This window comes from Pedobacter sp. GW822-FHT03F06, assembly GCF_058801365.1.
Map to the genome: position 1 here is coordinate 506,851 of NZ_JBXANE010000002.1, position 26,359 is coordinate 533,209.

24 protein-coding genes are annotated in these 26,359 nt (G+C 38.7%); 9 read left to right on the plus strand and 15 right to left on the minus strand.

The window, feature by feature from the left end:
* Positions 1-43: 43 nt before the first annotated feature.
* Positions 44-3,070 (minus strand): protein O-mannosyl-transferase family, encoded by a 3,027-nt coding sequence (locus AC1RJ8_RS04730; RefSeq protein WP_492952751.1) that lies wholly within the window; start codon positions 3,068-3,070, stop codon positions 44-46.
* A gap of 370 nt (positions 3,071-3,440) precedes the next feature.
* Between AC1RJ8_RS04730 and AC1RJ8_RS04735 the strand changes: the two genes are divergently transcribed.
* The 3 genes from AC1RJ8_RS04735 to pth all read left to right on the plus strand — a co-directional run bounded on the left by AC1RJ8_RS04735 (position 3,441) and on the right by pth (position 6,062).
* The gene (locus tag AC1RJ8_RS04735; RefSeq protein ID WP_029278327.1) at positions 3,441-4,382 is read left to right on the plus strand and encodes a ribose-phosphate pyrophosphokinase; all 942 of its coding nucleotides are present in this window, start codon (positions 3,441-3,443) and stop codon (positions 4,380-4,382) included.
* A 303-nt stretch (positions 4,383-4,685) separates the two neighbouring features.
* Positions 4,686-5,270: a 50S ribosomal protein L25/general stress protein Ctc gene (locus tag AC1RJ8_RS04740; protein WP_057931231.1), complete on the plus strand. Its 585-nt coding sequence runs from the start codon at positions 4,686-4,688 to the stop codon at positions 5,268-5,270.
* 231 nt (positions 5,271-5,501) lie between these two features.
* Positions 5,502-6,062 carry an aminoacyl-tRNA hydrolase gene (gene pth / locus AC1RJ8_RS04745; protein WP_492952752.1) on the plus strand — a complete coding sequence of 187 codons (561 nt, stop codon included), beginning with the start codon at positions 5,502-5,504 and terminating at the stop codon, positions 6,060-6,062.
* Positions 6,063-6,839: 777 nt separating this feature from the next.
* Here the strand turns inward: pth and AC1RJ8_RS04750 are convergent.
* Both AC1RJ8_RS04750 and AC1RJ8_RS04755 read right to left on the minus strand, forming a co-directional pair.
* A complete protein-coding gene (locus AC1RJ8_RS04750) occupies positions 6,840-7,505 on the minus strand; it encodes a tetratricopeptide repeat protein (RefSeq protein WP_492952753.1) in 666 nt (221 codons plus the stop codon).
* Between the two features lie 123 nt (positions 7,506-7,628).
* Entirely contained in the window at positions 7,629-8,036 is a 408-nt protein-coding gene (locus tag AC1RJ8_RS04755) for a hypothetical protein (protein WP_492952754.1), read from the minus strand.
* 105 nt (positions 8,037-8,141) lie between these two features.
* Here AC1RJ8_RS04755 and recF point away from each other — a divergent pair, with 105 nt between their 5' ends.
* Positions 8,142-9,245 carry a DNA replication/repair protein RecF gene (recF, locus tag AC1RJ8_RS04760; RefSeq protein WP_492952755.1) on the plus strand — a complete coding sequence of 368 codons (1,104 nt, stop codon included), beginning with the start codon at positions 8,142-8,144 and terminating at the stop codon, positions 9,243-9,245.
* Positions 9,238-9,528, plus strand: coding sequence for a DciA family protein (locus AC1RJ8_RS04765; protein WP_108197628.1), 291 nt, complete (start codon positions 9,238-9,240; stop codon positions 9,526-9,528). The genes recF and AC1RJ8_RS04765 overlap by 8 nt, the downstream gene beginning before the upstream one ends.
* A 93-nt stretch (positions 9,529-9,621) precedes the next feature.
* Here the strand turns inward: AC1RJ8_RS04765 and AC1RJ8_RS04770 are convergent, their stop codons facing one another.
* From AC1RJ8_RS04770 to AC1RJ8_RS04780, 3 genes are all read right to left on the minus strand, one after another.
* Positions 9,622-9,795, minus strand: coding sequence for a hypothetical protein (locus AC1RJ8_RS04770; protein ID WP_205945168.1), 174 nt, complete (start codon positions 9,793-9,795; stop codon positions 9,622-9,624).
* Positions 9,796-10,107: 312 nt separating this feature from the next.
* Positions 10,108-10,878, minus strand: coding sequence for a BamJ family beta-barrel-assembly machinery protein (bamJ, locus tag AC1RJ8_RS04775; RefSeq protein WP_492952756.1), 771 nt, complete (start codon positions 10,876-10,878; stop codon positions 10,108-10,110).
* 135 nt (positions 10,879-11,013) lie between these two features.
* A complete protein-coding gene (locus AC1RJ8_RS04780; protein ID WP_025144153.1) occupies positions 11,014-11,433 on the minus strand; it encodes a nucleoside-diphosphate kinase in 420 nt (139 codons plus the stop codon).
* Positions 11,434-11,640: 207 nt separating this feature from the next.
* Here AC1RJ8_RS04780 and AC1RJ8_RS04785 point away from each other — a divergent pair, with 207 nt between their 5' ends.
* The 4 genes from AC1RJ8_RS04785 to AC1RJ8_RS04800 all read left to right on the plus strand — a co-directional run bounded on the left by AC1RJ8_RS04785 (position 11,641) and on the right by AC1RJ8_RS04800 (position 16,017).
* On the plus strand, positions 11,641-12,651 hold the full coding sequence (locus AC1RJ8_RS04785; protein WP_492952757.1) for a DHH family phosphoesterase: 1,011 nt from the start codon (positions 11,641-11,643) through the stop codon (positions 12,649-12,651).
* A 45-nt stretch (positions 12,652-12,696) separates the two neighbouring features.
* Positions 12,697-13,692 carry an FKBP-type peptidyl-prolyl cis-trans isomerase gene (locus AC1RJ8_RS04790; RefSeq protein WP_492952758.1) on the plus strand — a complete coding sequence of 332 codons (996 nt, stop codon included), beginning with the start codon at positions 12,697-12,699 and terminating at the stop codon, positions 13,690-13,692.
* A gap of 200 nt (positions 13,693-13,892) precedes the next feature.
* A complete protein-coding gene (locus AC1RJ8_RS04795; RefSeq protein ID WP_492952759.1) occupies positions 13,893-14,861 on the plus strand; it encodes an FKBP-type peptidyl-prolyl cis-trans isomerase in 969 nt (322 codons plus the stop codon).
* Between the two features lie 520 nt (positions 14,862-15,381).
* A complete protein-coding gene (locus tag AC1RJ8_RS04800; RefSeq protein ID WP_492952760.1) occupies positions 15,382-16,017 on the plus strand; it encodes a response regulator in 636 nt (211 codons plus the stop codon).
* Positions 16,018-16,196: 179 nt separating this feature from the next.
* Here the strand turns inward: AC1RJ8_RS04800 and AC1RJ8_RS04805 are convergent, their stop codons facing one another.
* The 9 genes from AC1RJ8_RS04805 to yiaA form a co-directional block, all read right to left on the minus strand.
* Positions 16,197-16,592 (minus strand): CYTH domain-containing protein, encoded by a 396-nt coding sequence (locus AC1RJ8_RS04805; RefSeq protein ID WP_492952761.1) that lies wholly within the window; start codon positions 16,590-16,592, stop codon positions 16,197-16,199.
* Positions 16,593-16,603: 11 nt separating this feature from the next.
* The gene (locus AC1RJ8_RS04810) at positions 16,604-18,553 is read right to left on the minus strand and encodes a beta-N-acetylhexosaminidase (protein WP_492952762.1); all 1,950 of its coding nucleotides are present in this window, start codon (positions 18,551-18,553) and stop codon (positions 16,604-16,606) included.
* A gap of 561 nt (positions 18,554-19,114) precedes the next feature.
* Positions 19,115-19,504 carry a SpoIIAA family protein gene (locus tag AC1RJ8_RS04815; RefSeq protein WP_492952763.1) on the minus strand — a complete coding sequence of 130 codons (390 nt, stop codon included), beginning with the start codon at positions 19,502-19,504 and terminating at the stop codon, positions 19,115-19,117.
* 3 nt (positions 19,505-19,507) lie between these two features.
* Positions 19,508-20,872, minus strand: coding sequence for an aldehyde dehydrogenase family protein (locus AC1RJ8_RS04820; protein WP_492952764.1), 1,365 nt, complete (start codon positions 20,870-20,872; stop codon positions 19,508-19,510).
* A gap of 73 nt (positions 20,873-20,945) precedes the next feature.
* Positions 20,946-21,653 carry a gamma-glutamyl-gamma-aminobutyrate hydrolase family protein gene (locus AC1RJ8_RS04825; RefSeq protein ID WP_492952765.1) on the minus strand — a complete coding sequence of 236 codons (708 nt, stop codon included), beginning with the start codon at positions 21,651-21,653 and terminating at the stop codon, positions 20,946-20,948.
* A 116-nt stretch (positions 21,654-21,769) separates the two neighbouring features.
* Positions 21,770-22,918, minus strand: a complete 1,149-nt coding sequence (locus AC1RJ8_RS04830) for an iron-containing alcohol dehydrogenase (protein ID WP_492952766.1) — start codon at positions 22,916-22,918, stop codon at positions 21,770-21,772.
* Positions 22,919-23,039: 121 nt separating this feature from the next.
* A complete protein-coding gene (locus AC1RJ8_RS04835; RefSeq protein WP_492952767.1) occupies positions 23,040-24,401 on the minus strand; it encodes a glutamine synthetase family protein in 1,362 nt (453 codons plus the stop codon).
* Positions 24,401-25,714, minus strand: coding sequence for an ethanolamine permease (gene eat, locus AC1RJ8_RS04840; protein WP_492952768.1), 1,314 nt, complete (start codon positions 25,712-25,714; stop codon positions 24,401-24,403). Before eat ends, AC1RJ8_RS04835 begins: the two co-directional genes overlap by 1 nt.
* A gap of 195 nt (positions 25,715-25,909) precedes the next feature.
* Positions 25,910-26,317, minus strand: coding sequence for an inner membrane protein YiaA (gene yiaA / locus AC1RJ8_RS04845; RefSeq protein WP_029278495.1), 408 nt, complete (start codon positions 26,315-26,317; stop codon positions 25,910-25,912).
* Positions 26,318-26,359 lie beyond the last annotated feature (42 nt).

Consider the following 26,359-nt stretch of genomic DNA (forward strand, 5'->3'; position numbering starts at 1 on the left):
AGGTGAAATCTGCCTATGGGTTAAGATTTAGAATGTTTTTTGCTTAACCCGCCGCAAATGGGGTAAATCTTAAAATCAGATCGTTGTATTGTTTTTCGAGGCTTTTGCTCAGGCCAGTCTGTTTAAAAACCTCGGTTAATTTTACCATTTGTCCTAAATAGCCAAGGTAGAAACGCACATCCTGCTCTGATGATAGCTGGTTTTTGCTTTCCGAAACATCAGCCAGGTGGGTGAGTTCTTTGCCTACGTAATCGGCCGTTTTTTTGATCATGGCATTTGCACGGTTTAAATCATTTAAACGATACAGGCTTTCGGTGAAATAATAAGTGCTCATTACCTGGCGCATACTGTAAAATTTAGCTGGAATTACCTCAAAATATTTATTAGCCACTTTTTTGCTTTCGGTAACTTTACCTTCGTTTATCAAGCCAGTTAATAAACCGTTAAACATATTCGAGAACATGGTTACATCATCAGCAGACTGCCTATCTAAATGGTTGGCATTTTTGATGTTGCCAAAGCCATACACATTCATCAGATTATTATACATCGGTTTTAGGTTTACGCGGTCATAATCTTGTGTAATTGCGGTATCGGGTTTTAACGGCAGTAACCTTTTGTTTAGCCCTTCCAAATAGAGGTATTTGTTAAGCCCAACGTATTGCTCATCTGGCATTGCCCCAGTAAAATAAATCGGCCGTTCCCAATTATTGTGTGCTAAAATATCAAACAAGGCCAATGTTCCTTTCGTAATATAATTTTGATTAAAAGTCCACTCCATACTGCTTGCAATTTTACCTGCATCTTCTTTGGGTACGGTTCCGGTATCCAAAACCTGTTGCGGACTTACTGCCAGTTTAAGGTTTTTGGTTGGTAGCACATTGTATTTAGAACCATCTGTCATGGTTACTTTATCTTCGTCATGATCGGATAGAAGCACGTCTAAAATTTCCTGTAACTCAATATGCTGGGCGATTTTATAATCCTGATAATACATAATATCGCGTGTACCCGCAACATATTGATTGCGCTTAATCGTTAAAGGAAGCGGCGCGGATTGATTTTGCTTTCTTTTCATTCCGTCTATGTACCAATCGGCGGTGAATAAACTCAGGTTTACCACACGCACATCCGGACGGATGTTTTCTACTTCCTGCGCGTACCAAACGGGATAGGTGTCATTATCGCCATAAGTAAACAAAATGGCATTGGGAGCACACGATTTTAGGTAATTGACAGACATATCTCTGGCTACATGGCTATCAGAACGGTCGTGATCGTCCCATCCCTGATTGGCCATAATAATCGGCGCACCGAATAAGGCAATAATCGAAGCAAAAATACTGGCCCGAGTAGGCCTTAATTTTTGGAAAATAAAATCCTTTAAACCAAATACGCCTAAACCTATCCAGATCGCAAAAGCGTAAAAAGAACCCACATAGGCATAATCCCTTTCACGCGGCTCGATGGGGACAGAGTTCAGATAAACTACTATGGCAATGCCAGTAAAAACAAATAATAAACCGATAACGCCTGCGTCTTTTTGGTTACGTTTAAAATGCCAGATTGCACCAATTAAACCGATAATCAGCGGCAAAAAGAAAAATCTATTGTATGCTTTATTTTCTACAATCGATGGTGGAAGATTTTTCTGATTGCCAAGCCTGATCGCATCCAAAGGTTTCACGCCACTGAGCCAATTGCCATCTTTTCCGCCAAACTGCCCGTCTTCATTGTCCTGCCTCCCCACAAAATTCCACATAAAATAGCGCATGTACATTTGTCCGGTCTGGAAAGAGAACATGTATTTTAGGTTATCCATCAAGGTAGGTTTATGCTCATCATCAAAACCCATGTAACTTTTGTAAAACCTAATGTGCTCGGGTTTATCACTGTACATGCGTGGAGCTAAAGTTTTATCACCAAAAACATAATCAGACTTTGTTCCTGCTGATTCATATTTTGTTTCTCCTTTTCTGTAAAGTTTTCCGCTTTCTTTAATGTCGATCTTTTCCGAATTATAATTTTCGCCATATAACAAAGGCCTGTCTCCGTATTGCGAACGGTTTACATAACTCAGAAAATTAAAAGCATTCTCCGGATCGGTATTGTTTAAATTTGGTTTGGCCTGTGCCCTGATAATGAGTAAGGCGAAAGAACTGTATCCAAATAGCAATAAAACCGTAAATAGCATGGCCAGGTTTAATACCCTTTTGTTTTTGAGGATGGAATAGCGGATGCCGTAAACCAGGCCCCCAATCACTAAAACGGCAAAAAATAATACGCCCGTTCCAAAACCCAGGCCCATTGTATTCACAAAAAAGTAATCGAAATTTGCAGCAAAAGATACCACGTACTGGATAATGCCAAACTGTACCACTGCCAATACAGCGATTGAAATAAGAAATACTTTTAACACGCTTTGCCAATTGGGTGATGGGTTCTTTTTAAAATAATAAACGAATATTAAGGCAGGGATGGTAAGCAGGTTTAAGATGTGTACACCGATAGAAATACCCATAATGTAAGCCACAAAAAGTAACCATCGGTCTGATTTTGGTTCATTAGCCTGCGATTCCCATTTTAATATACCCCAAAATACAATAGCACTACAAAGCGACGACATGGCATAAACCTCTGCCTCTACAGCCGAAAACCAAAAGCTATCAGAAAAGGCATAAGCCAAAGCCCCAACAAAGCCTGCCCCCATAATCCCAATAATTTTTTGGTTGGAGATTTCCTCGCCTTTTTTAATTACCGTTTTCCTGGCCAGTGCAGTAATGGTCCAAAACAAAAAGAGGATGGTACCTGCACTTGCCAGAGCCGAAGCCACATTCATAAAATAAGCTACTTTGGTTTTATCGCCAAAAGCGAGTACCGAAAATAACCTTTGGATCATGGAAACTATTGGAGCGCCCGGTTGGTGAACGACCTCGATCCGGAAAGCCGAAGAAATAAATTCGCCACAATCCCAGAAACTTACAGATTGATCTAAAGTTAAGATATAGGTGAGCGCGGCAACGATAAAACAGAGCCAGCCTCCAATAGTGTTGATCCTTGAGTAATTCATAGTTTAATTTTAGTCTTTGATAATAAATGATTTAAGTGGTTCGTAGTAAAAAAAGTCGCATAAAAAAAGAAAATGTTGCACGCTATATGATGATTTTTTTATCTTTGCATCGCAAACAGGAATAGCGGGAAAGAAATTAAAAATATTTTAAAATCACTCTTGCATATTTAAAATAAGGTTCCTACATTTGCATTCCCTTTCGAGGAGAATATCCTTGATAAGTTTTTGTCCGATAGTATAAGGGTAGTACAACGGTTTTTGGTACCGTTTGTCTTGGTTCGAATCCAGGTCGGACAACTAAAATTTAATGTCGGATCATGTTTTAAATAGACATGATCCGATTTTTTTTAACCGTAAACTACACGAACCCATGCCATTGCAGTTTAACCCGGTAAAGCTTTTTTCCGGAACAGGTTCTAAGGGATTATCACTTAAGATTGCCGAACATTACGGCAAGCCACTTGGTAGCGTAACCATTCACAAATTCAGTGATGGGGAGTTCCAACCTTCTTTTGATGAGTCAATCCGTGGTAGTGATGTTTTTCTAATCCAATCTACTTATCAGCCCAGCGATAATTTAATGGAGCTTTTGTTAATGGTTGATGCTGCTAAAAGAGCATCGGCACATTATATTACAGCAGTTGTTCCTTATTATGGTCTGGCCCGTCAGGATAGAAAAGATAAACCACGTGTAGCAATCGGTGCCAAATTGGTGGCTAACTTATTAAAATCAGCAGGTATCCACCGCATCATGACGATGGATTTGCATGCTGCACAGATACAGGGTTTCTTCGATATTCCGGTTGATCACTTAGATGGATCGGTAATCTTTGTACCTTATATCAAAAGCTTAGGCTTAAAAAACTTAACTATCGCATCGCCAGATATGGGCGGTTCGTACAGGGCACGTACTTTTGCCAAGTTTTTTAATGCTGAAGTAATTATTTGCGATAAACGCCGTAAACGTGCCAACGAAATCGAATCGATGTCGATTATTGGTGATGTGACCGGACAGGATGTGGTATTGATCGATGATATTTGCGATACTGCCGGAACCCTATCAAAAGCTGCGGCTTTGATTATGGAAAACGGTGCCGCAAGTGTTAGAGCGGTTTGTACACACGCTGTATTATCAGGCAAAGCAATAGAAACGGTAGAAAATTCGGTATTAACTGAGTTAATCGTTACGGACACCATCCCATTAAAACAGGAAAGTCCGAAAATTAGGGTGCTAAGCACAGCCAGTTTATTTGCAAGGGCAATTGCCAATGTAAACGAGCACGGCTCAATTAGTGATCTGTTTAGAGTATAAATAAGGTTGAAGGTAGAGGGTTAAAGGCTTAAGGTCTTGATACTCGATACTTAATACTTGCTACTAATAAATAAGGTTGAAGGTAGAGGGTTGAAGGCTTAAGGCTTAAGGTCTTGATACTCGATACTTAATACTGACTACTAATAAATTAAGGTTGAAGGTAGAGGGTTAAAGGCTTAAGGTCTTAATACTCGATACTTAATACTTGCTACTAATAAATAAGGTTGAAGGTAGAGAGCTAAAGGCTTAAGGTCTTGATACTCGATACTTAATACTTGATACTAATAATTAAATAAAAATAAAATGAAAACAATCGCAATTAGCGGTTCTCCAAGAGAGAACGTAGGGAAACGCGATGCCAAGGAACTTCGTTACGAAGGTAAAGTTCCGGCGGTATTGTATGGTGGAAAAGAGCAACAACACTTCGCTGTAGTTATTGCTGACTTAAGAGATGTTATTTATACCCCGGATGTAAACTTTGTGGAAATTGATGTTAACGGTACTAAAACTAAAGCTATCGTAAAAGACACTCAGTTCCACCCACTTACCGACGTATTAATGCACATCGATTTTCTTCAGTTATTCGACGAGAAAGAAATCGTTATGGAGATCCCGGTTAAATTAACAGGAACTTCTCCAGGTGTTAAAATGGGGGGTAAATTAATCCAGAAATTACGTAAACTACGTGTTAAAGCATTACCAGCTAATATGCCACAAAACGTAGAAGTAAGCTTAGAGAAATTAGAAGTAGGTAGTTTATTCCGTGTTCGTGACCTTAAAGGTGATAAATACGTAATCACTAACACTCCTGAAGATACTATCGTTTCTGTTGCAATGTCTAGAGCATTAAAACAAGCAGAAACTGAAGCTGCTAAAGGTAAAAAATAATCAGGATTCTTAGAATCTCTTGATTTCAAGATGAAGCGTTTCGATTTAATTCGGAACGCTTTTTTTATTTACATCAAAGTTAATCCACTAAACGCCTCGCGCTATCCGCTACAACCTGTCTAGGAATGAATGAGTTAAATTTGTGGTATAGACTCCCGACTTCGGACTTTTTCATCTTCACCTTCAACCCGCTGCCTTCCCGCCCTCAACCTTTTTATTTATCTTTGCGCCATGAAATATCTTATAGTTGGCTTAGGAAATATCGGACCAGATTATGCACATACCAGACATAACATTGGCTTTGATATTGCCGATGAACTGGTTAAAAATTTAGATGGAAGTTTCGAGAATATCCGTTTGGCTTATTATTCGGAGGTAAGCTTTAAAGGGCGTAAACTCTATGTAATTAAACCAACTACCTTTATGAACCTAAGTGGTAAAGCCGTAAACTATTGGATGAAGGAGTTAAAAATAGCACCAGAAAATGTGCTGGTAATTGTTGACGATCTTGCATTGCCTCTCGGTAAGCTGAGGTTAAAGCTACAGGGCTCTAGCGCTGGCCATAATGGCTTAAAAAGCATTGAAGAGGTTTGTGGCGGACAAAACTACGCGCGCCTCCGTTTCGGTATTGGTAACGATTACCCCAAAGGTAGGCAAGTTGATTTTGTTTTGGGTTTGTTTGATAAGAATGAGCAATTAGAACTCCCTGCATTGATTGATAAAAGCGTAGAGCTGATTAAAAGTTATGTAACCGTTGGGCCTGCCCACACCATGACGGCTTTTAATAAGTAGATGTTTAATTGGTTATCTGTTCGTGCTGTCATCCTGAGTGCAGCGAAGGATCTTTTATGACGAAGGAATTCCCTGGAGAGATAAACAAATTTAACCTTATATGTTCCTCATTGCCTTATGTGGTAATAAATGGCAAGGTTCCGTTACAACTTCAATGATACTAATGGAATTTGACTATTGGAAAGCGATTGCAGAAGTTCTTTTTAATGTTCGTCCTGCTTTTCATTGCAAGTCCTCACCCGATAAAGGATCGGGTTCCGGGCTTTCCATTTCAATCAGGTTTAAAGCGTAGTGTCTTTGCCACTATTAAAGATCGAATTGCATAGTTTTATAGAGTTTCTTTTCGAGCCATGGTCTGTGTCCCCACAGACCATCTGATATGAAACAGGTCAATAAAGGCAATTTCCTTTTTCTGCACCGTGCAAGCCCAAATAGTATTGCTGGCTGCGCCACCTAAACCCGATCGCAGTGGTTCCGATGCTTTATCGATAAATTGGTTTTAAAACTAAATCAACATCGGAAGGAACGGAGAGCGGGGCTGTACCAACCTAAAGCCTCTGCACTGATTTCCAAAAAAAAGAAAATCAACAAGTCTTTTATGCGATTTGGTGAGCCACAGTATTAGATTGGTCGTCCTACGGCCGTAGTGGAGGAATCTAGCGACTGCTTTTCATAAATCTCTCCGTTGCGCTGCGCTTCAGCCGAGATGACGAAAAGTTACTAAACAAAAAAAGACCATCTTTCGATGATCTTTTCATAAATATGTTTAGTTAATGATTATTTAACTTTTTCTTGAGCTCTTGCAATGTAAGCATCAATTAATTGCGCTTCTGCACTTTCAGGGTATTGTGTTTTTACCTTAGTATAAGCTTCAACAGCACCTTTAAAATCATTTTGGCTTTCGTTAACCAATCCTAATTTCTTTAAAAACATTGGTGAAGTAAATTTACTTGCTTTATCAGCCGCTTTTTTATAGTAAGTAGCTGCTTGTTTAAAGTCTTTCAATTCGCTGTAAGCGTCACCTAATAAGCCTAAAGCCAATGGATCTGCAACCGGGCTACCAGTAGCGCTATATTTACTTAATGCCTCTATTGCTTGTTTGTATTCACCTTTACGTAAGTAGATACCGCCTAAATAAAGATTAGCTAAATTTGCCGATTTTGTGTTGTCGTATTCCTTGGCAATCTGCTCTAAGCCCGGGTAACCACCTTCGCCTTTAACAGCTTTGTTTGATAGTGAATCTACACCAACAAATTGCTCCGCTTTGTACATTTTGCTGGCGGCTTCTTCCGCACGACCTTTTAAATACACGCCTTGATACCAAAGATATATTAAAACTAATAAAACTACAGCCCCCGCAATAAACAGTAAGCTCTTATTATTCTCTTGTAAAAATGAACCTTTTTTAGTTGGTTGAATTGTCTGGTTATCTGTTGTAGACATGTTTGTTTAAAAAATTTAAGATTGCAAAAATACATTTTTCAATCAAAGTATCAATCTTTATTTTGAAGTATTTGATTAAACATTAGTTATTTAGGCATGCAGATTCTAAAATCGTCATGATAATTAGCGTAACAAGCTAATTAATGTGTTAAACCAGGTTTGGTTGTCGCTAAAAATACCTGTATGGTTAATCACCAGGTACACCGTTTGACTTTCGGAGCGGCTCACCGTAGATCTAATTCTGATGGGCTGCCAGAATGCGCCGAAGTTTTTTGCGGACGAAGCCGGGAATAAATCGTCGAAGCCCATGTAAACCTCTTCGATATGTGATAAAGGGAGTTCCAATTGTTCATCTCCTGTAATAAAAAGACCATTCGAGGCCAATAGGATATTGCCTTCGTGATTATGAATTGGCTTTAAAAACGAAAATAAACCTGCTATTTTTTTAATCCAGCCCGAGCTTTTCTCATTGGAGAGTTCATGATCGTAAGACCATAGAACATTCCCTTCTAACATTTTTTGTGCAACCATCTAATTTTCCTTGCTATGAAAGTACAATTATTTTAAGTGTTATTAACGTTTATTTTAAACAATGGGTGTTAAGAGGCTAAAAAACGGTAAATTTGTGACATATTTATGTGGTTAAAAAATATTACCCTTCTAAATTTCAAGAACTATACCGATGCAGATCTCCATTTCTCGGAAACGGTAAACGTTTTTACGGGTAATAATGGCTCAGGTAAAACGAATATGCTCGATGCTATTCACTATCTCTGCCTATGTAAAAGTTACTTTAATCCCATCGATAGCCAGCAGATTAAAACCAACGAAGAGGTCTTTATGATCCAGGGCGATTTTGACCGTAACGAAAAAAACGAAAAAATTTCCTGTGGGGTAAAACGCAACCAGAAAAAACAGTTCAAACGCAATAAAAAAGAATACGAGAAATTGGCTGATCATGTTGGCCTTTTTCCGGTAGTGATGGTTTCCCCCTATGATGTAAACCTGATTATGGAAGGCAGCGAGGAGCGGAGAAAATTTATTGATAATGTTATTTCGCAAACAGACGCACATTATCTGGATCAGCTGATTACCTATAACCGCATTCTGTTAAACCGGAATGCGCTGTTAAAACAAATTGCGATTACCAGAAAGTATGATCCTACACTGCTCGAAATTTTGGATGAGCAATTGATTATGGCCGGAAATAAAATATTCACTATCCGTAAAGCCTTTATGGATGAGTTTATTCCACTGTTTAACCAATATTATACCTACCTTACCGAAAACAGGGAAATTGTAGCGCTGAATTATCAATCGCAATTGAATGAGGCTACCTTCGAAGAACTGTTAAAGAAATCGGTAGAGAAAGACCGTGTGCTGGAGCGTACCACAACTGGTATCCATAAAGATGAACTGGCTTTTGTAATCAGTGGAATGCCTTTAAAAAAGTTTGGCTCCCAAGGTCAGCAAAAATCTTTCTTAATTGCTTTGAAGATTGCCCAATATGCTTACCTCGCCAAGAATAAAGGATTTAAGCCTTTGCTTTTGTTGGATGATATTTTTGATAAACTGGATGATAACCGTGTCCAAAAACTAATGCAAATGGTTTCCCATCATGATTTTGGGCAGATATTTATTACAGATACAGGAAGAGAAAGGGTGAAATCAATTTTTGAAAAAATAAAAGTTGATGTAACTTTGTTCGAAGTAGATAATGGAACTATACGAAATGCGTAAACCTAATGATGTTACAGTAAAAGATGCCATCAGCAAAATGCTCGATGTATACCGTTTGCGCCGTAAATTCGACGAAACTTCGATCTTATCTATCTGGCCGGAGATTATGGGCACCGCCATAGCCAACAGGACCAAACAGATCTACATCCACGATAAAAAACTATTTCTGCGCATCGAATCTTCGGTTATCAAAAATGAATTGGTTATGGTACGCCAGGGCATTATCCAGAAACTGAACGAACACGCCGGCACTGAAGTAATTACCGATATGATTTTTTTATAGGCATAATAAAAGGGCATAAGATTTTCACTTATACCCTTAATATTTTAATGAGGACTAAGACTCCCGACTAAGGACTATAGACTCAGGACTAAACTAACTCCTTCCTCCAAATATCTTCGATAAAATCCAGATCAGCAGCGCAACCACTACCACAACTACTATTACGCCCACCCAAACGCCGGCTTTAAATATACCTTCTACTAGTTCACAACTGCTTAAGGTAGTGCATAAAAATGCGATCAGTACTAAAGGAAATGCTTTTTTCATATTCATATTATTTGTAATAGCTAACATTGAATACTGAAGAAAGTTTTGGTAAATGACTCATTTGCCTGGAGTCGTCCTGGTCGTGGCGTTAGATGTTACCATCTTTTACTATAGCCAAAACTACTTTTTTGTGGTGTCAGATGTTACCATCTGACACGGTATTCAACATACTTTTTGAAGGAACTATATCAATGTCAGTTCAAAAAAAAACAGCCAGATGGTAACATCTGGCTGCACATTTATCTTTAAAAAATCGTTATTTAATTCCATTAACAGTCAGATGGTAACATCCGACTGCACGAATATAAATTTTTATTTCCCGTTTACTTTTAACAATTCAACCTCGAAGATTAAAGTGCTGTAAGGAGGGATATCCTGTCCGGCACCACGCGCTCCGTAAGCTAAATCATATGGAATGAAAAATTTGTATTTAGAACCAGCAGGCATTAATTGTACACCTTCTGTCCAGCCTTTAATTACCTGGTTTAAAGGGAATGAGATCGGTTCGCCTCTATCATAAGAGCTGTCAAATTGTTTTCCGTTCAATAATGTGCCTTTATAATGTACCAGTACCGAATCGGTAGCCAGTGGTTTAATGCCAGTACCGGCAGTTAAAACTTCGTATTGTAAACCACTTGCAGTTGTTTGTACACCCGCACGTTTTTTGTTCTGTTCTAAGAAATCTTGTCCTTCTTTCATAATTGGTGCATATTTAATTTTATTTGCTGCTTCTTCAGCTATGTTTTTTACTGATGATGCCTTGGCTAATGCCTCATTAATACATTGTTGTGCCTGCTGCTGAGTTAAAACAACCTTACCTCCGGTAAAAGCATCTTTTAGTCCTTTTAACAGTACTTCGTAATTTAAGGTAGAAAGACCGGTTGTTTTTAGGCCTGCACCGATAGAAGTACCAAAAGCGTAACTGGTAGAATCTAAAGTAGATTTTAACGCTGTAAAGGTTGATGTTTTACTTATGGCTGTAGTTGGTTTTTTGGCAACAGGTTTCTTTGCTGCTGTTTTGTTTTGTGCATAAGATGCAGCAGCGATACCAGATAGACATACCGCTAAAAAAATTCTCTTCATTGATTATTTTATGTGTAATTAATTCCAACAGGTTTAAGATGGTGGATTATATTTTAAGGCCGAAAGATACAAAATAGATAAAACAATAAAACCCCGAATGTTCGGGGTTTTATTGTAAATTTCTTGTGTTGCGAACTAGAAACGTTCGTCTGCTTTGAAGAAAAAGTTACCTTCAATTTCTGCATTCTCATCAGAATCTGAACCGTGAACCGCGTTAGCATCGATTGATTTTGCGTATTTCTGACGGATTGTACCTTCTGCAGCTTCAGCTGGGTTAGTAGCACCGATCAATTTTCTGAAATCTTCAATGGCGTTGTCTTTTTCTAAAATTGCAGCAACAATAGGTCCTGAAGACATAAAGCTAACTAAATCTTTGTAAAAAGGACGCTCAGCGTGAACAGCATAGAACTGACCGGCAGTTTCGTCTGTAAGTTTAGTATATTTTAATGCGATGATTTTGAAACCAGCATTTGTAATGTCGTTAATGATCGATCCGATATGGCCGTTTGCTACTGCATCAGGCTTGATCATGGTAAAAGTTCTGTTAGTGCTCATTGTGCTTTTAATATCAAATTTTTTGCAAAAATACGTTTTAATTGATGAATAATCAACAACCATTGCTTGAGATTATGATTGGCATCTAAATAGTGATATCGGGGCTTTAAATATTAAATAAAGCCTGTTTTTAATATAAGATCCGGCTAAGCTTAAAATCCTTTAATCCTAATCTAAATTTACTTAGCTTTGCAGCGCAAAAAATATATGCTTACACTAACTGAATTAAAAACATTATTGGCTACGCCACAACGAATTGTGATCACCACGCATCACAAACCCGATGGCGATGCAATGGGTTCATCTCTGGGGTTGTATGGATATTTAATTCAAAAAGGCCATCATGTTAAGGTAATTACACCAACAGATTATCCTACCTTTTTGCATTGGATGCCAAATAATGGCGACGTAATTATTTTTACAGAAGAGCAGGAAAAGGCGGCCAGCTTAGTGGATGAGGCTTCGCTGATATTTTGTCTTGATTTTAATACCCTAAGCCGGATTAATGAATTAGGCGAACTGGTTAGAGCAGCAGGAGCAAAAAAAATCATGATCGATCATCACCTCGAACCTGAGGATTTTGATGATTACCGCCACTGGGATATTAACGCCTGTGCTGCTGCGCAATTGGTTTACGATTTTATTGTTAACCAATTAGAAGATAAAGCTGGCATCAATAAAGATGTTGCCGCCTGTTTGTACACCGGTATCATGACCGATTCTGGATCCTTCCGTTTTCCGTCAGCTACAGCCGATGTATACCGTATTGCAGCTGATCTGATAGATCTTGGTGCAGAGCATTGGAAAATCCATCAACTGGTATACGATAACGCGAGCGAAAACCGTTTGCGCTTTTTAGGTTATTGCCTGTCAAACAAGTTAGAAGTTATAAGAGAATACAATACCGCCATTATTTCAGTTACAAAAGAAGAACTGGCACAATACCATAGCGCAACCGGTGATACGGAGGGTGTGGTAAATTACGCATTATCGATTAACGGTATCCGTTTAGCCGCATTAATTATCGAACGTCCGGATAAAGTTAAATTATCGGTGAGGTCTACAGGCGATTTTCCGGCCAACGAAATCTGTAAAAAATATTTTAATGGCGGTGGGCATAGAAATGCAGCTGGTGGTGCGGCAGAAAAGCCCTTAGCTGATGTAGTAAACGAATTTAAAGCGATATTAGCAGAATATAAAGAACAATTGATTGCTTAAACTCAAGAAATAAAACAATAAACTTAAAAAAGTCAAATTAAATAAATGAAAAAGGGAATTATTATTCTAGCAGCAGCCACCTTAGGTTTAGCGGCATGTAACAAAGAGAAAAAGGGAGCCGGTGGGTTATTGTATACCATTCACCACTCGGCTGGTAACGAGAAAATCAAAGAAGGCGATATCGTTAAAATGAACTTTATCCAGAAAAACGATAAAGATTCAGTTTTATCAAGCACTTTCGATAGCGAAACTCCTGCAGTATTTCCTGCACAGAAAAAAATGTATGCTGGTGATATGAACGATGTTTTAACATTGTTTGGAGAAGGCGATAGCGCTACTTTTAAAGTAAACTTAGATACTATGGCAGTTCATAGTAAACAACCTAAGCCAGAGCAGTTCAAAAATGATAAATACATCACTTTTACGGTGAAAATCGAAAAAGTGTTCAAGAAAAAAGCTGGCGAAGCTGATTCTACTTTTAACAAAAGAGCACAGGAGTTTTTCCAGGCCGATTACAAAGCTACTTCAGAGAAAAAGAAAGCTGCAGAACCTGCAAAACTTAAAGCGTATTTAGATGATACTAAATTAGAAACCAAAACTACTGCGAGTGGATTACACTACATCATAGAAAAACCAGGTAGTACTGAAAAACCAGCTTTAGGTGATACCGTATTGATTGATTATACTGGTAGAGTAACTAAAAAAGGTAAAGATGGTAAATACAAAATCTTCGATACAAGTGATGAGAAATTGGCTAAAGCAGAAAACGAATTTAAACCAGGAAAACCTTACGGTCCTCAAAAAATGCCAGTTGGCGGTACCATCCCAGGATTTACTGAAGCTTTACAGTTAATTGGTAAAGGTGGTAAAATTAAAGTGATTATCCCTTCTAACTTAGGTTATGGCGAGCAAGGTGCACCTCAGGTAGGCATCATGCCTTTCAGCCCAATTGCTTTCGATTTAGAAATCAAAGATATTATCAAAGGAAAACCAGCTGCAGCAGCTCCAGTTCAAATGCCTGCTCCGGTAGTTAAAAAATAATTTCTTGAAAATATTTTTAAATCCTGCTTATTATTTAAGCAGGATTTTTTTTGTTTATTATTTTTTAATACTGAGCCAAGAAATAAAACGTTTCAAAGATTTATAAAAACTTATTATAACCTATCTTTGTAGTGATCTAATAAAATAGTAGGCATTTTGAAAAAAAAGATACCTACTGTTTTTTAATAAATAAAATTTAAATGAGGAACGGAATTATTATTCTCTTGGCGGCGGCATTAGGCCTGTCTGCCTGTAACAAATTCGAAAAAGGTGAAGGAGATATGACTTACAAGATCTATAAAAGTGACGGTAAGCCGAAAATTCAGGATGGCGATTATGTAAAGTTAAATGGTGTTCAAACGGTAGAAACCAATACCAATCCGGATTCGGTAATGGTAAATACTTATGATAATGAGCGTCCTGCTTTCTTTGCCATTAGCAAATCGATGTTTAAAGGCGATCTAGCTTCTGGACTGAAACTGCTTGGTGAAGGAGACAGTGCTGTTTTTAAATTGAACCTGGATTCGATGGAGAAATATTCAGGCCAGCCTAAACCAAAAGGACTAAAATCAAACATTGCTTCTTTCACCATTAAAATTGAAAAAGTATTGCATAAAGGAAAAGATCCCGATTCTATTTTCGAAGCGAAGAAACGACTTTTCTTTGAATCAGAATACAAAGCGTTAAATGAAAAAAATAAAGTGGTAGAGCCTGCTAAAATTGCAAAATATGTAGCCGAGAATGATCTAAAGGTAACTACAGCGCCATCTGGACTGCAATATGTAATTTCTGCCCCAGGTAACTCAGAAAGAGCAGCTTTAACCGATACGGTATTAATGGACTACACAGGCCAGTTTACCAATAAAAAATCGAACGGAACATTAAATGTTTTTGATACTTCGAATGCTAAAATTGCAAAAGAAGCTGGGATTTTCTCTGAAAGCGTACAATATGTGCCGCGTAGCCTACCATTGGGGCAATTGCCGCAAGGCGTTATTCAGGGTATCCAACTTATTGGTGTTGGTGGTAAGATCAAAATGATTTTGCCATCGAGATTGGGTTTTGGTGAAAATGGTGGCGGACCAATTAATCCATTTACGCCATTGGTATTTGATGTAGAACTGAAAGGTATTATAAAGCCAAATGTGGCTGCACCACTAAGCAAGTAAAATACTTGCCATAATATAAAAGCGCAAGGATCAGTAAATTATAATACTGGGCTTGCGCTTTTTTGTGTTAAGAAATTAGTAATTATAGTAGCAAAATAAAATTTTTGTTTAAATTAGATTAACAAAACAATCTAACCATCCTTATTATCACTATGTGCTCAAGCAGTATTATTGTGTTTCTGGGCCTGAAATTGATGCTGTTTAGCATATTTTTCAATCTGTTTATAAAGAATGGATATTGCAGGCATGTAACGGCTTCTTATCGTTACCCAACATACAATAGAAATAAGCACAGTATTTCCGAATGGCTTCATGCAACCGTTATGCAAAAGCAGGGAGCTAATTTATTGGAATATGTCAAAAACATATTGCTACCTACCTTAGTTAAAAACATAAAATTTAAAGCTTTTGATAGAATATTGAATAGGTTTTGAATAGAGATTAACCTTTGTTTAAAAATCTCTTCAAAGTTTTTTGCCTGACGTTCTGGTGAAATGATTAACGTTTAAAACTAAATTTTATGGAGAAGATCAAGGTCTTTTTAATTCACGATTATGATGCATTAATGGATAGTATTGAATCTATTCTAAGTGATTCAGAAAGTATTGTTGTTGTTGGTAAGGCTAATTCTGCTGCACTTGCCGAACAATTGATCAGAACTAAAATGCCAGATATTGTGATTGCCGATGTTAGTGTTTGCGAAAAGGTTGGAGCTGATTTAACTAAATTGATTAAAAGAGAATTCCCAAAAATAAAAGTTATTGTGCTTTCTATGCAGGATGACTTTATCAATATTTCGAAAATGATTAAGTGTGGGGCAACGGGTTATCTTTTAAAAAATGTAAAGTTTCACGAACTGCATAAAGCCATTACTAAGGTTATGCGTGGAGAAACCTATATACAAAATTCCATTACGGCTAAATTTATTAATGGTTACCAGCGCGAAAATCATACAGAAGAAGTAAATATTTTATCACCCCGGGAAGTAGAAATTATTAGGTTGATTGCCAAAGAATATACTTCTGCAGATATAGGCAGGCTGCTATTTATTTCGGAGCATACAGTAGAAACCCACCGCAAAAATATATGGCGCAAAACTGGTGTTAAATCAATTGTTGGTCTGCTGAATTTTGCGCGCGAACATCAGCTGATTTAATAAAGGCCTTATGATTTTTAAAGTTACATGGCCTTTTTTTTGGACTTTAATAACTATGGATCTGCAAACTATTAGAAGAACCGAAACGATAGATCATTCTGGAAATTAAATCCAATCTTTAAAAGGACTAACTGTTAGATTGGAATTATAATATTTTTCTTCTTCGGTAACTTCTCTGCTTACCCAGTCTGGCAAGTCAATATTTCGTCTTCACTGTCAAGTTCAATTTCAGCCACGATCAGGCCTTTATTAGCGCCTAAAAATACGTCTACTTCCCAAAGCTTACCGCTAAACGGAATTTCGTAACGGGTTTTCGAAAGCTCAGCTAAAGAAAAATTATCCAATAATTCTGTGGCCTCCGCAACTGGGATTTCATATTCGTATTCCATTCGCGTGGCTCCTATGGTTTGACCCTTTATAGTTAAAAAGCCCTTGGTTTCTGTTGCCCTTACACGTATGGTTTTATCTTTATCTGTAAGCAGATAGCCTTGCCTAAAAAGTTTTCCCGCTGGTTTGCTCAGGTTAGCCCACTGCTGATGATCGATTAAAAATTTCCGTTCTATTTCTTTTCCCATACTGATCTTTATTATCTCGCTCTTTTCTGTAAATCAGCAATAGGCATACTGATCAGTCTTCCAATCGGTTGTTTGCCACGATAAGTAATTACACGTAACATACTGGCATCTTTTGGCACCTGTAATGCGGTTGTATATTTCGGATAAAAGCGATCGGGAGTAGAGTTGTCGAAACTATAGTAGATATCCAGACCATCTATTTCTGGGGTTAATTCGATTATTAACTGCTTATCCGCACTGCGCTTTACCGTAAAAATCGGATCGTAAATAGCAGGGGAGTATTTAATCTCTGCAAAATCTAATCGTTTGAAATGCTGTTGTGTACGATCAACAAAATTTGTCCAGTTTTTCTTCTCAATCGGGCTCCAGATCGATTCAGAAATGGCAAATGCACGTGGCCAAACCATATATTCTACCTGGCGGAAAGTAAATACCTGTTCCGTCCAAAGGTTTGCCTGTGCACCAATCACATACTGTGCATTTACACCCGCTGGAATAGGGTTAAACTGATAGGCTTTATTCAACCTTAACGAAGCGTATACTTTTGGTTCGGTAATAGGATCCGCCTGCATATAATCCAGATAGGCAAAATCAGTTGGACTCATTACCACATTGTGTTTTTCGTTCGCTGCCTGGATACCATATTTCATCCCTCTCCAGCTCATCACGGCTGCTGTTGGCGATACACCACCTTCAAGAATTTCATCCCAGCCCATAAACTTTTTGCCTTTTGCAATCACGATCTGTTCTACACGTTTTTCAAAATAAGCCTGCACCTGAGGAATGGTTTTTAGCCCTTCACGAAGCATTAAGGCCTTAACCTGGTCATTCTTCTCCCAGAAATTATGAGGGGCTTCGTCGCCACCCATATGGATATACTCGAAAGGAAAAAGTTTCGCTACCTGGGTAAGTACCGAATCTAAAAACACATAAACTTTTTCGTTTGCCGGGCAAAGCGTATTGTCAACCAAAGCTGTTGGAGGCGCACCACGGCTCCAATCCATTATTTTCTCGCCTGAGCGTACTTTATAATTAACCGCATCGGGTGTGCAGGATAATTCAGGGTAAGAAGCGATAATAGCTAAACTATGTCCCGGAACATCGATTTCTGGAAGAATATTTACAAAACGTTCTTGTGCATACTGAACAAGTTCTTTTATATCCTCTTGTGTATAAAAACCACCGTATGTACGGGGTTCATCAGCAGTAGGTGGGATGAAATCGCCGAAGGTACCGGTTTTTTTAACATTCCAGGCACCAACTTCGGTTAATTTAGGCAAGCCTTTAATTTCAATTCTCCAGCCTTCATCATCAGCTAGGTGTAAATGCAGGAGGTTAAATTTATAACGTACCATATCATCAATAAACTGTTTTACCTCTTGTTTGGTGAAAAAGTGACGGGCTACATCAAACATTAAACCTCTCCATCCTAATTTTGGATAATCTACCACATCAACACAAGGTGCTTTCCATTTAATGCCATTTACCTGTTCTTTACTTTCTATTTCGGCCGGGAAAAGTTGAAGCAATGACTGAACGCCATAAAAAATCCCTGCAGGCTGGTTAGCTGTGATGACCACCTGAGTAGGATTAACATTTAACCTGTAACCTTCTTTACCGAGTTGGACATCTTCTTGCGTATTTAAAATCAGTTTAATAGTTGGGTGACTTGAATTACTCACTGTGTTTACAAATTTCCCAGTAGCAGTAGTAATCCGGTCAGAAAGGTAAGCGATAGCTTGTTTTAATTCGCCACTCTTAACCGTCTGGATGGTTACATTTTCGGGTAAAGTAAAAGTACCTGCCTTTTTCATTAACGATACAGGTTCGGGAATGATGGCAATTGGTGTTTGCGCAACTGCGCTTTCGGAATCGCCGATTTCAGTTTCTGTAACAATAGACTGAGCGAAGGTATTGGCTGCAAAAAAACAGCTGGAGATAATCAGGAATAATTTTTTCATTAAAATAATTAAAACGGGTTAACCGAATAAGTATAATCCGCAATTTATTAAAAAAGATTTTAATCGGAGGTATTTATACAGAGGGAAATGTACAAGAAGCAAAGCACGGAGCGCATAGCGGTTGGTTTCGATCAAAATCGTGATTGAATTTATGGCATTATTAGAGATTTGTCAGTCTGAGCTGATTCGAAGACTTAACTGCAAAATCTGTCTACTCCGGATACTTCATTTCATTACCAATGACGATTCCTCGTAGCTTATTAATTCACTAAGTCCCATTTTTATTTGCATTGACTTTATGAAATCAATGAATTGCCATTGACAGATTTTAATAAAAAGGTCGTCATCTCGACTGTAGCGCAGCGAAATGGAGAGATCTATCTTGACAGATTTAGCTTCGCTGAGCACTTCGTGGTTCTCGACTTCGTTGCACCCGATAGCTATCGGGTCCGCTCGAAATGACGGTAACTTGAAGGAATTTTTACATATAGATTAATCGTTGTCACTTATTTCGGTTTTATACAATAGAATTGAACTTCAGGTTGACATTTTTTGATTAAACTACAAAAACTGCGTTAACCATTCCCTGGCTTTTTCATCATCTGTAAATGATTTTATTGGGATAGGTGGGTTTTGAAACTTAAAAAGAATTTTCATAATCAATTGCGCTAAACCGGGTTTCGAAACTATCGCCATAGCTGTATAAATTTGCGGCAATTGCTCCGTAGAAAACTTTCGTGTTTCTTTGTCCGGAACCGGAGAATTTTTTAAGTAAATTAACAGTGGAACCTTCTTGTTGTTGGTGATTTTCTTCACCAGCGCAACATTGGCCGCAATATTTTCTACGGTACGTAAAATGTTTTTACTGTACGAAATGAGTATTCCATCATCAGTTAATAAATAATCGGCAATTTCGCCTTCGATAAGTTTATTGTCGCTGTCGTTTTCCATTTGTTATCCCCTTAAATGGTAGCCTTTTGGTTTGGTAAAGGCCCTTAATCCCTGATGTGATAGGGTAGTGCCAATACCAGAATACTTTCTTCCGCTCCAGGGCAGTGCTGCGCTCACCCGATCGCAACAATTCCAATAACCCGAACCTGCATCAAGCTGAGATAGTATTTTTTCAGCCCTTGTCTGATCGGCTGTATAAACTGATGCCGTTAAGCCATAAACGGTATCTTTCATCATACTCAAAGCTTCTTCATCATCTTTCACCTTCATCATTCCGATAATCGGTCCGAAACTTTCCTCCTGCATCACCAGCATATCGTTGGTAACATCGGTTAACACTGTTGGTTCAAAATAATAGCCCTTTCCTACAATGGCCTTTCCGCCAGTTAATAATTTTGCACCTTTACTTAAGGCATCCTTAATTTGGTTTTCCAATACCAAAATCTGCTCTTTCCGTGTTAAGGCACCAATATATACACCATCAGCTGTGGGCAGGCCTGTTTTCCAGCTTTTAACTTCGGTAACAAAGGCATTTAAATAATCATCGTAGTTTTTCTCGTGTACATAAATACGTTCCACGGAACAGCAACTTTGTCCATTATTGTAAAAAGCACCATCTGCGGTACCAACTGCAGCAGAAGCAACATCGGTTACATCTTCGGCAATGTACAACGGATCTTTTCCGCCTAACTCCAATTGGCAGGGAACCATTTTTGCCGCTACTTTTTCGTATATAAATTTTCCCGTTTTATAAGAGCCGGTAAAGAAATAACCATTAAAATCCATTTCTAATAATGCTTTTCCCGTTTCTTTTGCACCAATAGCAATATGGAAGACATTATCAGGTACCCCTGCTTTTTTCAGCATTTTTTCAATCTCAATTCCGGTCAAGGTGGCATATTCTGAAGGTTTGTACATTACAGCATTGCCACTCAGTAAGGCTGGAATAAAAACATTTACACCAACCAGATAGGGATAATTCCAGGCAGAGATATTACAAACTACACCCAGCGGTTCGTATTTAATGATTTCCTTAAGTCCTGGCTCATCCGTCATTATTTCATCGGCCAGGTATTTTTCGGCATTGGCCAACATCCATTTGATGCGGGCTCTTGCGCCATTAATTTCGTTGCGCGATTGTTGGAGCGGCTTGCCTACTTCGCTGGTTAATACCAATGCCAATTCTTCTATACCAGTTTCTAGTAAATCACTAAACCGAGCAATAACCGAAGTCCTTTCGCTAAGGGTTTTGTTGGCCCATTGTGGCTGGGCTTTTTTTAAAGTATCAAATTTGATTTGAAGCGTAGATGAGTTATCTTCCGCTAAACTGGTAATAATTTCTGCTGTTGCTGGGTTAATGATCTGCATCTTTCCTATTGATTATTGCCACGGAAACACAGAAAATAATTATTACTCCGTGCTAGCCATTGTCTCCGAGTGATTATTTATTGTGGTTAACGATTGAATTTATAAATGCACTATGTATATTTTTGCTAAAAGCACCCTGCTGGTCTTTTAACCGTTCAGGGTGCCATTGTACAAATAACAGGAAGGATTTCCCTTCTGGTTCCATCCGCTCCATTGCTTCGGTAACACCATCTGGCGATATTGCGCTCACCACCAAACCTTTCCCTGTTTTATCTGTGCTCTGATGGTGATTGCTATTTACAAGGCCCTTATCGGTATTTACGATCTGGCTTAGCCAGGAGGAAGGATTGATAATGATTTCATGATAGCGGTCTGATTTATCGTGCATTTTTGAATGATCGAATTTTCCCCAGGTTGGGATATCAGGGATCAAAGTTCCGCCAAAAAACACGTTGCCCACCTGCATGCCCCTACAAATGCCCAAAACAGGAACCGAGTTGGCTTCGGTATAGGTTAAAACCTTAAATTCAAACTCGTCACGTTTTTCGTCAATATCATCATCATAACAATAAGGATAATATTCAGGCTGATTATAAAAACGGGGGTGAACATCTTCACCTCCTGTTAAAACGATGCCATTGCATTTTCTGATCTCATCGAAATTGTTGAGCTTGTACCCCAGCTGGATTACCTCCACACTTTTGTTGTAGGATAAAACCCAATCCCGGTAGATGTCGAATTTGCTACAGTCGGTAACACCAATTATTATTTTATCAGACATATTAATTAATTCCACTGATTTATCTTTTTTCCTTCGGCTTGATTACACCGATTTTTAGATTACACTGGTTTTAATGGTTTAGTAATCCTAAAATCCCGTAATCTTTTAATCCTATTTTAAAGTGCATTTAAGTACAATTGTTTAAAATCTGCTCTGCTTACCGGTTTAGGATTGTTTGGATGTGCAAAATCTGCAAAGGCTAAATCGGCAAGTGTTTCTATATGTTCATTTTTAACGCCAATATCACTCAATTTATGCGGAATATTCACCTTTGTGTTTAAATCGAACAGATATTTTACAACAGCCTCACCATTTTCATCTTTGAGATCCAGCGTACGGGCAATTTTTTTAAAACGATCTTCAAAACCAGCAACATTGAACTGCATACCATAAGGAATATTCACTGCATTAGCCAATCCGTGGTGGGTATCTAACAAAGACGAAAGCGGATGTGCCAGCGAGTGTACTACGCCTAAACCTTTTTGAAAGGCAATGGCGCCCATCATCGAAGCCATTAACATTTTACTGCGGCTCTCTAAATCGGGATTGTTGGTTGCGCGTTCCAAAGCATCCTTGATCAATGAAATTCCCTCCAGCGCAATCCCATCGCACATTGGGTGGAAATTTTTGGCCAGATAAGCTTCCATATTATGTGTCAATGCGTCCATACCTGTCGCAGCGGTGATAAATGGGGGTAAATCCATGGTAAGTTCAGGATCTGCAAATACGATCTGCGCCATTAATTTTGGCGAGAACAGGATTTTTTTCTGGTGGGTTTCATCGTCGGCAATAATGGCGCTGCGGCCTACCTCACTTCCGGTGCCGGATGTGGTTGGAATGGTAATAAAATGCGGAACATCGTTCGTTACGTAAATATCGCCGCCGATTAAATCATCATATTTGAATAAATCGTCGCGGTGATGAACACGGAGTACAATTGCACGGGCAACATCTAAAGCTGCACCACCGCCAATACCAATTATACTGTCGCGATTAGTGGCATCCCAAACATCAGTACCTTTATAAACATCACTTTTTACCGGGTTTTTATGGATGTCGCTAAAAACCTCAACAGCAATGCCCTTTGTCTTTAAATCTTCAATAATAGTTTTAAAAAAGGGAAGTTGCGCGATGGTGGGGTCGGTTACAATTAGCGGTGCCTTTAAATTATTCTTGCTTAGGTAGGCGGGCAACTCTTTTACTGCGCCAGCACCAAAACGGATGGTTGTAGGGAAATTAAACTGATGGATTTTATCAAATATCATGACAATTGTTTTTGTTACCTTTTGTTTTTTTAAGTTCGTGTTTTGCTGTCACATCTATTCAGCAAAAGATTCTGAATCAAGTTCAGAATGACGGCTATTAATGTTCAGAATGACGACTTTACTAAATAATTTCTAAATATCTTTTTAGCTCCCAATCGGTTACTACTTTAGCATATTGCTTGCATTCCCATTCGCGGGTCATGGTAAAATGATCAACGAAATCTTCGCCTAATAATGTTTTGGCCAGATCAGAATTTTTCATCTTTTGCGTCGCCTCGAATAAATTTCGCGATAACACGCCGTTCGATAAATCGGTATATCCGTTTCCTTTGGTGGCTGGTTGTTCGAGTTTTAATTTATTTTTAACACCATACATACCAGCAGCCAAACAGGCTGAAAGTGCTAAATAAGGGTTTGTATCTGAGCCCACTATGCGGGTTTCTAAACGCGAAGCCTTTTTGCTTCCTGGTAGCGCACGTAATGCTGTTGTACGGTTATCTATTCCCCAGGTTACCGTAGTTGGTGCCCAAGCGCTTTCAACTAACCGTTTGTAACTGTTTATGGTAGGGGCAATCATTGGTAAAAGGTATGGAAGGCAGTGCAACTGACCAGCGATATAACTTTTCATTATTTCACTCATTTTAGCTGCATCTTTTTCATCGTAGAACAAATTGATCTTCTTGTCCGCATCCCAGAGGCTTTGGTGCACATGGCCACTGCATCCAGGTAAGTTTTCGCTTATTTTAGCCATAAATGTAGCGAGGATACCGTGTTTATAGGCGATTTCTTTTACGGCTGTTTTAAATAATATGGCCTGGTCGGCAGCCTGCAAGGCAGGAGCATATTTTATGGCCGCTTCGTAAACCCCCGGCCCGGTTTCGGTATGCAAACCTTCAATCGGGATATCGAATTTATTTAGTAGTTCGAACAGGTCGCTCATAAACTCGTTTCGGTAAGTGCTTCTCAAAATGGAATAACCAAACATGCCCGGACTTAAAGGTTTTAAATTAACGAAACCTTTCTCGTGGATGCTTTCTGGTGTTTCCGAAAAATTAAACCATTCAAATTCCTGTGCAAAAAGCGGCGAAAATCCTTCACTTTCGCATTCTGAAATTACTTTCTTTAGCAACTGTCTCGGACAAACATCATTGACCTGATCCTGATCGTCAATAAAATCGCCCAAAAAGAAAGGAACTTCATTTTCCCATGGAATTTTCCGGAATGTTGCCAGATCGATTTTAACCTGTGCATCGGGATAGCCAGTATGCCAGCCTGTATATTTTCCGTTTTCGTAAGCCACATCACCCGCATCCCAACCAAAGGTAACATCACAGAAACCCAATCGGCCTTCAACCAGGGATGCAAATTTTTCGGCAGCTACATATTTCCCCCTTAAAATACCGTCGATATCGGCAACCGCTAATTTTACTTTTCCAGAGGGATGATTTTTAACGTAATCCAGAATTTCTTTGCTCGTACTCATTAATCTGCCTTTTTAAAGATTTTGTATAGAAGAAATATGCCTAAAACAATACCCGAATAAATTAAACCCAATTTAAGATTATAAATCAGCATTGCGATGAAAGAAACGCAGGAAATAATTAAGGCAATAATGGGGAATAAAGGATAAACCGGGGTTTTGAAAGGCCGTGCCATTTCGGGATTCTTTTTCCGCAGAACCATTACCGAAATCATCGAAATGATGTATAAAGTTAATGCGCCGAATACTGAAATGATAATAATTTCGGCCGTTTTGCCCGATAAAAGCGCGATGATACCAATCACCATATTGCCTATTAACGCATTGGCAGGCGTTTGAAATTTAGGGGAAATTTTTCCGAGGATAGCTGGGATACTATTTACACGACCCATCTCGTATGTGGAGCGACCAGCCGCTAAAACCAATCCGTGAAAAGAGGCCACCAGACCAAATAAGCCCACGGTAATAAGTAAATGATACATCAGGTGATTGTCGCCTGTAATCATCGACAGGGCAAGTGGTAAAGGCGAATCGGAGGTATCGCCCGATTTCCCGTTTTTATATACAATGGCTTCCCAACCGCCAATGCCAATGGTGGAGATAAAAACAAGTACACATAAAACAACCAATGTAAATATGCCCCAGCCAAAGCCCTTGCTGATATCGCGTTGTGGGTTCTTAGTTTCTTCGGCTACATTTGCAACGCCTTCAATACCCAGGAAAAACCAAATGGCAAATGGAATGGCAGCAAAAACACCGCTCCAGCCATTCGGGAAATTATTGTGGACCAGGTTTTCTGCATGGAATTTAGGTAATGTAATTCCAGAGAACAAGAGTAATTCGCCCACTGCCAAAACAGTAATAATCACTTCGAACGAAGCGGCAGCTTTTACGCCATATACATTTAGGGCAGTAAAGATAAAGTAGACCGCAATTGCACTGGTAAGAATGGGCACCTGAGGGAAAAAGGCATTAAAATAAGCACCGATGGCAAATGCAATAGCGGGGGGTGCAAATACAAATTCGACCATTTGGGCAATACCGGCGATAAAACCGATATTTTTGCCCAGTGCGGTATTGGCATAATCGAAAACGCCACCAGCTTTTGGTATAGCACAGGCCAGTTCGGCATAGCTAAAACTAAAGGTAACATACATCACCATAATGGCAACTGTAGCGATGGCCATACCCAGTGTGCCGCCTTTTTCAAGACCTAAGTTCCAACCGAAATACATCCCCGAAATCACATATCCAACGCCAAGCCCCCACAGCATAAAGGGTGTAAGGGTTTTCTTTAAGCTATCTTTTTGTTCCATTGACAGGATGATAAGATTTAAATAGGTTTATATTAATTGCTCGAAAATGATAAACTATTAGCCTCGGTATCTGATGTTTAAAGTAGTAATTATTTTTTAGTTAAGGAGATAATATATTTCGTTTTTGGTTAAAAATAAAAAACCAATGCCTGAGCATTGGTTTCAATAAAATTCGTTAAGAATAAGCTGTTTTGGCTATTCCGAATCGCGGTTTTTATTTACAATCTGGCTGTCTCTCGTATTTTTCTGCACCGTAATGGCGCCAAACAGCGAGAGTAAAAAGGCAAAGGCATAAAATCCTTTTTCGCTGGGTAGCAAAGTAGCATTCCACAAACCAATTACCAATAAAGTGATGGTTAAGAGCGTAGAAAACCAACTGATACCGTAATAAATTTCAGTAACCGGAATTCCTTCCAATTTATCGCGAACAGCTTTTTGTAAAGAAATTACGGCAAAAAGGCCAAACATCAATACGGTAAAATAATATCCTTTTTCATTGAGAAGCATATCAGAACGCCACAAGCCTACAATAAAGCCGATCATTCCGATACCTAATGCAATCCAGGCGGCTGCCACGAACGCATTCGATGGTTTTTGATTCATTGTTTTGAGATTTAATTTAATTCAATAGACAACGCTAAAGAT